Raw genomic sequence first — 7,450 nt, forward strand, 5'->3', positions numbered from 1 at the left:
AAGCGACAAGCGACAAGCGAGAGGCAGGAGGCCTCGGTCGCGGCAAGCGAGCCGAGGGAAACCTCAGAAGCGGCGCGTGATCAGCGCCCGCTTGACCTCCTGGATCGCCTTGGTGACCTCGATGCCGCGCGGGCAGGCGTCCGTGCAGTTGAAGGTCGTGCGGCAACGCCACACGCCGTCCTTGTCGTTGAGGATCTCCAGGCGCTGCTCGCCGGCCTCGTCACGCGAGTCGAAGATGAAGCGGTGCGCGTTGACGATCGCCGCCGGGCCGAAGTACTGGCCGTCGTTCCAGAACACCGGGCACGAGGTCGTGCACGCGGCGCACAGGATGCACTTGGTGGTGTCGTCGAAGCGCTCGCGGTCCTCGGCGGACTGCAGCCGCTCACGCGTCGGCTCGTTGCCCTTGGTGACCAGGAAGGGCATCACGTCTCGGTAGGCCTGGAAGAACGGATCCATGTCCACGACCAGGTCCTTGAGGACCGTCAGGCCCTTGATGGCCTCGACCGTGATCGGCTTCGTCCCCTTGCCGTCCTTGATCTCGGTGATGTCCTTGATCAGGGTCTTGCACGCCAGCCGGTTGCGGCCGTTGATGCGCATCGCGTCGGAGCCGCAGATGCCGTGCGCGCAGGAGCGCCGGAAGGTCAGGGTGCCGTCCAGCTCCCACTTGATCTTGTGCAGGGCGTCGAGGACGCGCTCTTTCGGGTCGATCTCGACCTCGAAGTCCTCCCAGACCGCGTCTGCCGAGACCTCCGGGTTGAACCGGCGGATCCGGAAGACCGCGGTGATGTAGGGGGAGGCGACGGCGGTCTCGTCCCGCTTCTCGAGCGTCGGGGTGCTCATCAGTACTTACGCTCCATCGGCTGGTAGCGGGTCTGGACGACCGGCTTGTAGTCGAGCCGGACGGAATCGGTGCCGTCGGCGCCCACCTCGCGGTACGCCATGGTGTGGCGCATGAAGTTGACGTCGTCGCGGTTCGGGTAGTCCTCGCGGTAGTGGCCGCCGCGGGACTCCTTGCGGGCCAGCGCGGAGACGGCCATGACCTCGGCCAGGTCGAGCAGGTTGCCCAGCTCGATGGCCTCCAGCAGGTCGGTGTTGAACCGCTTGCCCTTGTCCTGGACCGAGACGTTCTTGTAGCGGCGGCGCAGCTCGGCGATCTTCTCGACGGCCGTCTTGATGGTCTGCTCGGTGCGGAAGACCATCACGTTGGCGTCCATGGTCTCCTGCAGCTCCTTGCGGAGCTCGGTGACCCGCTCGCTGCCGGTGGCCGAGCGCAGCGCCTCGACCTGGTCCTTGACCAACCGTGCTGGGTCCTCGGGCAGTTCGACGTACTCGGCCTTCGCGGCGTACTCGGCGGCGGCGATACCGGCGCGGCGGCCGAAGACGTTGATGTCGAGCAGCGAGTTGGTGCCCAGGCGGTTGGCGCCGTGCACGGACACGCAGGCGACCTCGCCGGCCGCGTAGAGGCCGGGCACGACCGTGGTGTTGTCGGCCAGCACCTCGCCCTCGACGTTGGTCGGGATGCCGCCCATCGCGTAGTGCGCGGTCGGCTGGATCGGGATCGGGTCGGTGTACGGCTCGATGCCGAGGTAGGTCCGCGCGAACTCGGTGATGTCGGGCAGCTTGGCGTCCAGCTGCTCCGGCGGGAGGTGGGTGAGGTCCAGGAAGACGTGGTCGCCCTCGGGGCCGCAGCCGCGGCCTTCCCGGATCTCCGTGTAGATCGAGCGAGAGACCACGTCGCGCGACGCGAGGTCCTTCATGACCGGCGCGTACTTCTCCATGAAGCGCTCGCCGTCCTTGTTGCGGAGGATGCCGCCCTCACCGCGGGCGCCCTCCGTCAGCAGGATGCCCATGCGCCAGATGCCGGTCGGGTGGAACTGGAAGAACTCCATGTCCTCCAGTGGCAGTCCGCGCCGGTAGACGGCGGCCTGGCCGTCGCCGGTGAGGGTGTGCGCGTTGGAGGTCACCTTGAAGAACTTGCCGCAGCCGCCGGAGGCGTAGATGACGGCCTTCGCCTGGAAGACGTGGATCTCGCCGGTGGCCAGCTCGTACGCGACCACACCGGCGGACCGCTTGACGCCGTCGACCTCGGTGATCAGCTGGTCCAGGACGTAGAACTCGTTGAAGAACTCCACGCCCTCCTTGACGCAGTTCTGGTACAGCGTCTGGAGGATCATGTGGCCGGTGCGGTCCGCGGCGTAGCAGGACCGGCGGACCGGGGCCTCGCCGTGGTTGCGCGAGTGGCCGCCGAACCGGCGCTGGTCGATGGTGCCGTTCGGGGTCCGGTTGAACGGCAGGCCCATCTTCTCCAGGTCGAGGACCGAGTCGATGGCCTCCTTCGCGAGGATCTCGGCGGCGTCCTGGTCGACCAGGTAGTCACCGCCCTTGATCGTGTCGAAGGTGTGCCACTCCCAGTTGTCCTCCTCGACGTTGGCGAGGGCTGCGGCCATGCCGCCCTGCGCGGCGCCGGTGTGGGAGCGGGTCGGGTACAGCTTCGTCAGGACGGCGGTGCGGCTGCGCTTGGTCGACTCGATGGCCGCGCGCATCCCGGCGCCGCCGGCGCCGACGATGACGGTGTCGTACTTGTGAATCTTCATGATCGTGCGTCAGCCCCGGGTCTACTGGATGTTCGGGTCGAAGGTGAAGATCACCAGCGTGCCCAGAAGGACGGTGAACACCGTGGCGGTGTACAGCAGCATCTTCAGCCAGAAGCGGGTGTTGTCCCGCTCGGCGTAGTCGTTGATGACGGTCCGCAGACCGTTCGCGCCGTGCAGCATGGCGAGCCACAGCATGATCAGGTCCCAGGCCTGCCAGAACGGCGAGGCCCAGCGGCCGGCCACGAACGCGAAGCTGATCTTGCTCACGCCGCCGTCCAGCACCAGCTGGATCAGCAGGTGGCCGATGACCAGGACGACCAGCACGATGCCGGACAGCCGCATGAACAGCCAGCCGTACAGCTCGAAGTTGGTCCGGGTGGACTTCGGGGTCCTGGCGGTCCGGGCGCGCGGGGCCTCGATGAGCGGGGCGGGGTTGTCGGGGCCGTACGCGGCGGAGGAGCCGGTCAGCTCGACGGAGCCCGAAGGGGTCTCGGTGGTGGCCATGTGTGTCAGCTCCCGAACAGCTCGCGCGCGGCGTGGTTGAGGACGGGGTAGACGGCCCCGGCCATCAGCACGATCCAGATGCCCATGACGGTCCAGAGCAGCTGCTTCTGGTAGCGGGCGCCCTTGGACCAGAAGTCCACGGCGACGACGCGCAGGCCGTTCAGGGCGTGGAACAGGATGGCGGCGACGAGGCCGTATTCCATCAGGGCGACGAGGGGCGTCTTGTACAGCGCGATCGTGTCGTCGTACGCCTTGGGGGAGACGCGGACGAGAGCGGTGTCGAGGACGTGGACGAACAGGAAGAAGAAGATGAGGACGCCGGTGACTCGGTGAGCCACCCAGGACCACATTCCTTCCCGGCCGCGGTACAGCGTTCCAGCCGGCACGGAAAACCCTCCGGGAGCGGGGATTGGGGCCTGCCGCCAGCTTCTGACAGTCAAGAGGGGCACTGTCGGTCGGGCCCGGCCGGGTACGGTCCACCGGCCCCGGCCATCGTAGCGACGCGCTGTCGGCTCCCCCGCCCGGGGTCCCGTAGGTGTGATCAAAGAGGCACGTACGGGCTATCCGGCGGCCCGGAAGGTGCCGATCAGGGCGAGTTGAGCGTTCTCTCCGGTTCGAGGTGTTCCTGCGGTTTCGCGGATCCTGTCTGCGGTTTCACGGGCCCGGCCAGTGGTTTCGCGGATCCGGCGGGGTGGGTGACGAGCCGGGTGAGCCGGGCGCGGGCGAGCCGACGCAGCTCGTCGGCCGTGGTGACGCGCTCCTCCTCGGGCTCGTGCCCGAGCCGGTGGCGGATCCCGGCCAGCACGTGGTCCAGCCGCTCGTCGGCGCGCAGCCCGTCGAGGCAGATCACGAAGACATGGCCGAAGCGGCTCTCGTACGCGGCGTGGGCGGCGCGCAGCGCGGTGAGTGCGGCCGGGCCGCCGGAGACGGCGGCGGGCGGGGCGCACGGGACGGACTCCCCGGCGAGGGCCTCCGCGGCGTCGGTCGGGGTCAGGTCGTAGCTCGCCTCGTCGGCCGCGGCCAGCAGTGCGTCGAGGTCGGGGTACGGGCGGTGGGCGGCCAGCCGGTGGGCCCAGCGGTGGCTGCCGCAGCAGGCCAGGAGGGCCGCTTCGGCGGCGCTGGGGGCGGCGGTGTTGAATCGGTCCAGCCCCGAGTGGGGGTCGCTGCCGCGGCCCTGGGCCGGCAGGGGCTGTCCGGCGTCTTCCCCGGCTCCCGGAACGGCAGAATCCCGCCAGGGCGGGGTGGCCGGAAAGTCGCTGGTCTGCATGGGCTCCTCTGGGATTCCCTTTGCGCGCGGGCCAGGAGAGAACAGGTGAGACTGGGGATACGGGGCGAGGCGCCACGGTATCCACGCAAGTCGGCCACCGTCCGTCGGATGCGCGAATTTCACCCGGACGGAAGTGGATTCGCGCGCGTAGTGGACGAAAGCGCGAGCACAACACCCGTACCTTCGTCCTTAAATGGAAGGTTTGTAGCGATGGTGCATGCGAGAAAGCCGGGAATGCCGCCGCCGCGACTGACCGCCGTGGTCACCGCGGCCGTCGCCGCGGCCCTCCTCGGCGGCTGCTCGAACGGGGACGGAAACCAGCCACAGGACGACTCCCGATCGCCGGGCAACGGCGCCACCGTGAGCAAGCGCTATCCGCCCGCGGCCGCGCCGCGCACCATCCCCTCCGTCCGCGACTTCGACCCGGGCAGCGGCCCGGGCTGGAAGCCGGAGAAGGGCAGCCGCGTCGTCACCGACCCCAAGGGGCCGCTGGCCGACGAGGCCCGGATGCTGGCCGGCGAACTGAAGATCAAGACCGCGGCGCCGCCCGCCAAGGCGGGGGACGTCGAGCTGGCCCTGCGGCCGAAGCAGCGCGGTGGCTCCGAGGCGTACAAGCTGGTCACCCGGGACGGCCGGGTGGCCATCACCGGCGCCGGCGAGGCCGGGGTCTTCTACGGCACCCGCACCGCCGTCCAGGCGCTGCGCTCCGGCGAGCAGCTGCCCGAGGGCGTCATCAACGATGCCCCCGACCGCCCGCAGCGCGGGTTCCAACTCGATACCGCCCGCAAGCACTTCAGCGCCGACTGGATCAAGGCGCGGATGCGGCAGCTGGCCGACCTCAAGCTCAACCAGCTCGGTCTGCACTTCTCCGACGACCAGGGCTTCCGCATCGAGAGCTCCTCGCACCCGGAGATCGTCTCCGACGACCACCTCACCAAGGCCGAGGTGCGCTCGATCCTCGAGCTGGCGAAGCAGCTGCACATCACGGTCATCCCCGAGATCGACTCGCCCGGCCACCTCGGCGCCGTGATCGCCGCCCACCCCGACCTCCAGCTGGTCAGCGCCAAGGGCAACCCCGCGCGCGGGGCGGTGGACATCACCAAGCCCGAGGCGTCGAAGATCGTGGACGATCTGCTGCGCGAGTACGCGGACCTCTTCCCCGGCCCGTACATGCACATCGGCGCGGACGAGTACCAGGCGCTGATGACCGAGGACCCCGAGGCCTCCTACCCGCAGCTGGCCGCCGCGGCGCGCGAGAAGTACGGGAGCGGGGCAACGGTCCAGGATCTGGCGACCGGCTGGCTCAACGACCGGGCCGCGGTGGTGCGGAAGGCCGGGAAGAAGGCCAAGGCCTGGAACGACGGCTTCTTCGCCGACGGGAAGGTCAGCCCGGACAAGAGCATTGAGGTCGAGTACTGGACGGGCAAGGAGATCGGCAAGCGCCAGCCGTCGGAGTACCTCAAGGAGGGCCGCACGGTGGTGAACCTCAACGACGAGTACCTCTACTACGTGCTCGGCGAGCCCAACGAGTTCACCTACCCGACCGGTGAGCGCATCTACAAGGAGTGGACGCCGGCGGTGCTGCGCGGCTCGGAGGCCACCACGGTCGCGCCGACCGGGCCCGACAAGGTGCCGGGCGGGCGCTTCGCCGTCTGGGCCGACCTGGCTGGCTCGCAGACCCCGGCGCAGGTCGCGGAGGGCATCCGCCTCCCGCTGGCCGCGACGGCGCAGAAGCTGTGGGATCCGGGCAAACCGCCGCTGTCCTGGCCCGCCTTCGTGAAGCTGGCGAACCAGCTGGTTCCCGCGGAGAGCTGAGCCCCCGGGGCTGACGGAGCTCCCGAGAAAACTGACGGAACCTCCAGACTCCAGAGCAAGCTGACGGAACCTCCCGAGAAAGGGGCGGTCGACCGGGTTCGCGGTCGACTGCCCCTTTTGTTGCGGTGAGCTGGTTCGTCGTGGGTGGCCTGCCGTCCGCTGTCTGTGACAAACCGCATGTCAGGTGGGTTGAGGGGGGCGGATTTCGGGCTTCCGCGCGGCGGCTTGCGAGGGCTTGCGAGAAGGGCCGCGGCGCGGTCCCGGCGGATCTGGGCGCGGTGGCGTGCGCCGCTCAACCGCGGGCCGGGGCGCGGGAAGTCCGAAGGAGACGGCCGGGGTCGCCACCCCCCACAGGAGAGACCCCGACCGTCGTCGGTGAGGGCTCATGAGGGAGCCCGTACTCATCTCAGCGTCGCGCGACCGGTTTCTGTCACACCCGTGCGAGACCCGGCAATACGTGGACGTGGACGCGTCGTAGGGCCTAGCGTGCTGGACCGCGCAGGTCGGCGCCGAAGAGCCGGGCCATGGTTTACTCCAGTCGTCAACTTCTGGTTCCCACTTCTGTGGATGGCCTGGTCGGCACCGGGGGGGCCGGAGGTGTCTGCGGTCAGGCTGGGGAGAGCGAAGCAGGATGAGGGCGTGTGGGGGACGACGCGGAGCTGACCGCTGCGGTGCACGCGGCGCAGGGTGGGGACGAGTTCGCGTTCCGCACCGTCTACCGAGCCGTGCACCCGCGGTTGCTCGGGTATGTGCGGACGCTGGTCGGCGAGACGGACGCGGAGGACGTCACCTCCGAGGCGTGGCTCCAGATCGCCCGCGACCTGGAGCGCTTCAGCGGTGACGCGGACCGGTTCCGCGGCTGGGCGGCGCGGATCGCCCGCAACCGGGCGCTCGATCACATCCGGATGCGCGGGCGCAGGCCCGCGGTGGGCGGCGACGTCGAGACCGAGCTCGTGGAGCGGGCGGCCGACGCGGACACCGCGACCGAGGCCCTGGAGTCGATCGGCACCGGCCACACCCTCCGCCTGATCTCGACCCTGCCCCGGGACCAGGCCGAGGCCGTGGTGCTCCGGGTCGTCGTCGGGCTCGACGCGAAGAGTGCGGCGGGCGTGCTGGGCAAGCGCCCCGGCGCGGTCCGCACGGCCGCGCACCGCGGACTGAAGCGGCTGGCCGAATTGCTCGGCGCGGTGGTGCCCAGCCAGGGCGGACCGGTGGATTCTGTGGAGAGCGCGGCGGGTTCCGGGGGCGGCGCGGGGGCGCAGGGGAAGGG

General features: G+C 69.9%; 7 protein-coding genes. 2 read left to right on the plus strand and 5 right to left on the minus strand.

Annotation, left to right across the window (positions count from 1 at the left end):
* Nucleotides 1–63: 63 nt before the first annotated feature.
* The 5 genes from AOK16_RS07855 to AOK16_RS07875 form a co-directional block, all read right to left on the minus strand.
* Nucleotides 64–840: a succinate dehydrogenase iron-sulfur subunit gene (locus AOK16_RS07855; protein WP_055471512.1), complete on the minus strand. Its 777-nt coding sequence runs from the start codon at nt 838–840 to the stop codon at nt 64–66.
* Nucleotides 840–2,594: a succinate dehydrogenase flavoprotein subunit gene (gene sdhA, locus AOK16_RS07860; protein WP_055471513.1), complete on the minus strand. Its 1,755-nt coding sequence runs from the start codon at nt 2,592–2,594 to the stop codon at nt 840–842. Before sdhA ends, AOK16_RS07855 begins: the two co-directional genes overlap by 1 nt.
* 21 nt (nt 2,595–2,615) lie before the next feature.
* Complete coding sequence (locus AOK16_RS07865; protein ID WP_055471514.1) at nt 2,616–3,098, minus strand: succinate dehydrogenase hydrophobic membrane anchor subunit; 483 nt, start codon at nt 3,096–3,098, stop codon at nt 2,616–2,618.
* A gap of 5 nt (nt 3,099–3,103) precedes the next feature.
* Complete coding sequence (sdhC, locus tag AOK16_RS07870; RefSeq protein WP_079101165.1) at nt 3,104–3,484, minus strand: succinate dehydrogenase, cytochrome b556 subunit; 381 nt, start codon at nt 3,482–3,484, stop codon at nt 3,104–3,106.
* Nucleotides 3,485–3,684: 200 nt separating this feature from the next.
* Nucleotides 3,685–4,365, minus strand: coding sequence for a 2-oxo-4-hydroxy-4-carboxy-5-ureidoimidazoline decarboxylase (locus AOK16_RS07875; RefSeq protein ID WP_079101166.1), 681 nt, complete (start codon nt 4,363–4,365; stop codon nt 3,685–3,687).
* A gap of 210 nt (nt 4,366–4,575) precedes the next feature.
* Here AOK16_RS07875 and AOK16_RS07880 point away from each other — a divergent pair, with 210 nt between their 5' ends.
* Together AOK16_RS07880 and AOK16_RS07885 are read left to right on the plus strand one after the other, a co-directional pair.
* Nucleotides 4,576–6,180 (plus strand): beta-N-acetylhexosaminidase, encoded by a 1,605-nt coding sequence (locus AOK16_RS07880; protein ID WP_240483441.1) that lies wholly within the window; start codon nt 4,576–4,578, stop codon nt 6,178–6,180.
* A gap of 641 nt (nt 6,181–6,821) precedes the next feature.
* A partial coding sequence (locus AOK16_RS07885; RefSeq protein ID WP_055471517.1) for an RNA polymerase sigma factor occupies nt 6,822–7,450 on the plus strand: 629 nt, incomplete at its 3' end.

This window comes from Streptomyces pathocidini (assembly GCF_001418495.1).
GTDB classification, from domain to species: domain Bacteria; phylum Actinomycetota; class Actinomycetes; order Streptomycetales; family Streptomycetaceae; genus Streptomyces; species Streptomyces pathocidini.

What these genes read in the sequence shown, in the direction of transcription:
- AOK16_RS07875 (WP_079101166.1), bottom strand. Translation starts at nt 4,365, where the DNA reads ATGCAGACCAGCGACTTTCCGGCCACCCCGCCCTGGCGGGATTCTGCC.
- AOK16_RS07880 (WP_240483441.1), top strand. Translation starts at nt 4,576, where the DNA reads ATGGTGCATGCGAGAAAGCCGGGAATGCCGCCGCCGCGACTGACCGCC.
- AOK16_RS07855 (WP_055471512.1), bottom strand. Translation starts at nt 840, where the DNA reads ATGAGCACCCCGACGCTCGAGAAGCGGGACGAGACCGCCGTCGCCTCC.
- sdhA (WP_055471513.1), bottom strand. Translation starts at nt 2,594, where the DNA reads ATGAAGATTCACAAGTACGACACCGTCATCGTCGGCGCCGGCGGCGCC.
- AOK16_RS07865 (WP_055471514.1), bottom strand. Translation starts at nt 3,098, where the DNA reads ATGGCCACCACCGAGACCCCTTCGGGCTCCGTCGAGCTGACCGGCTCC.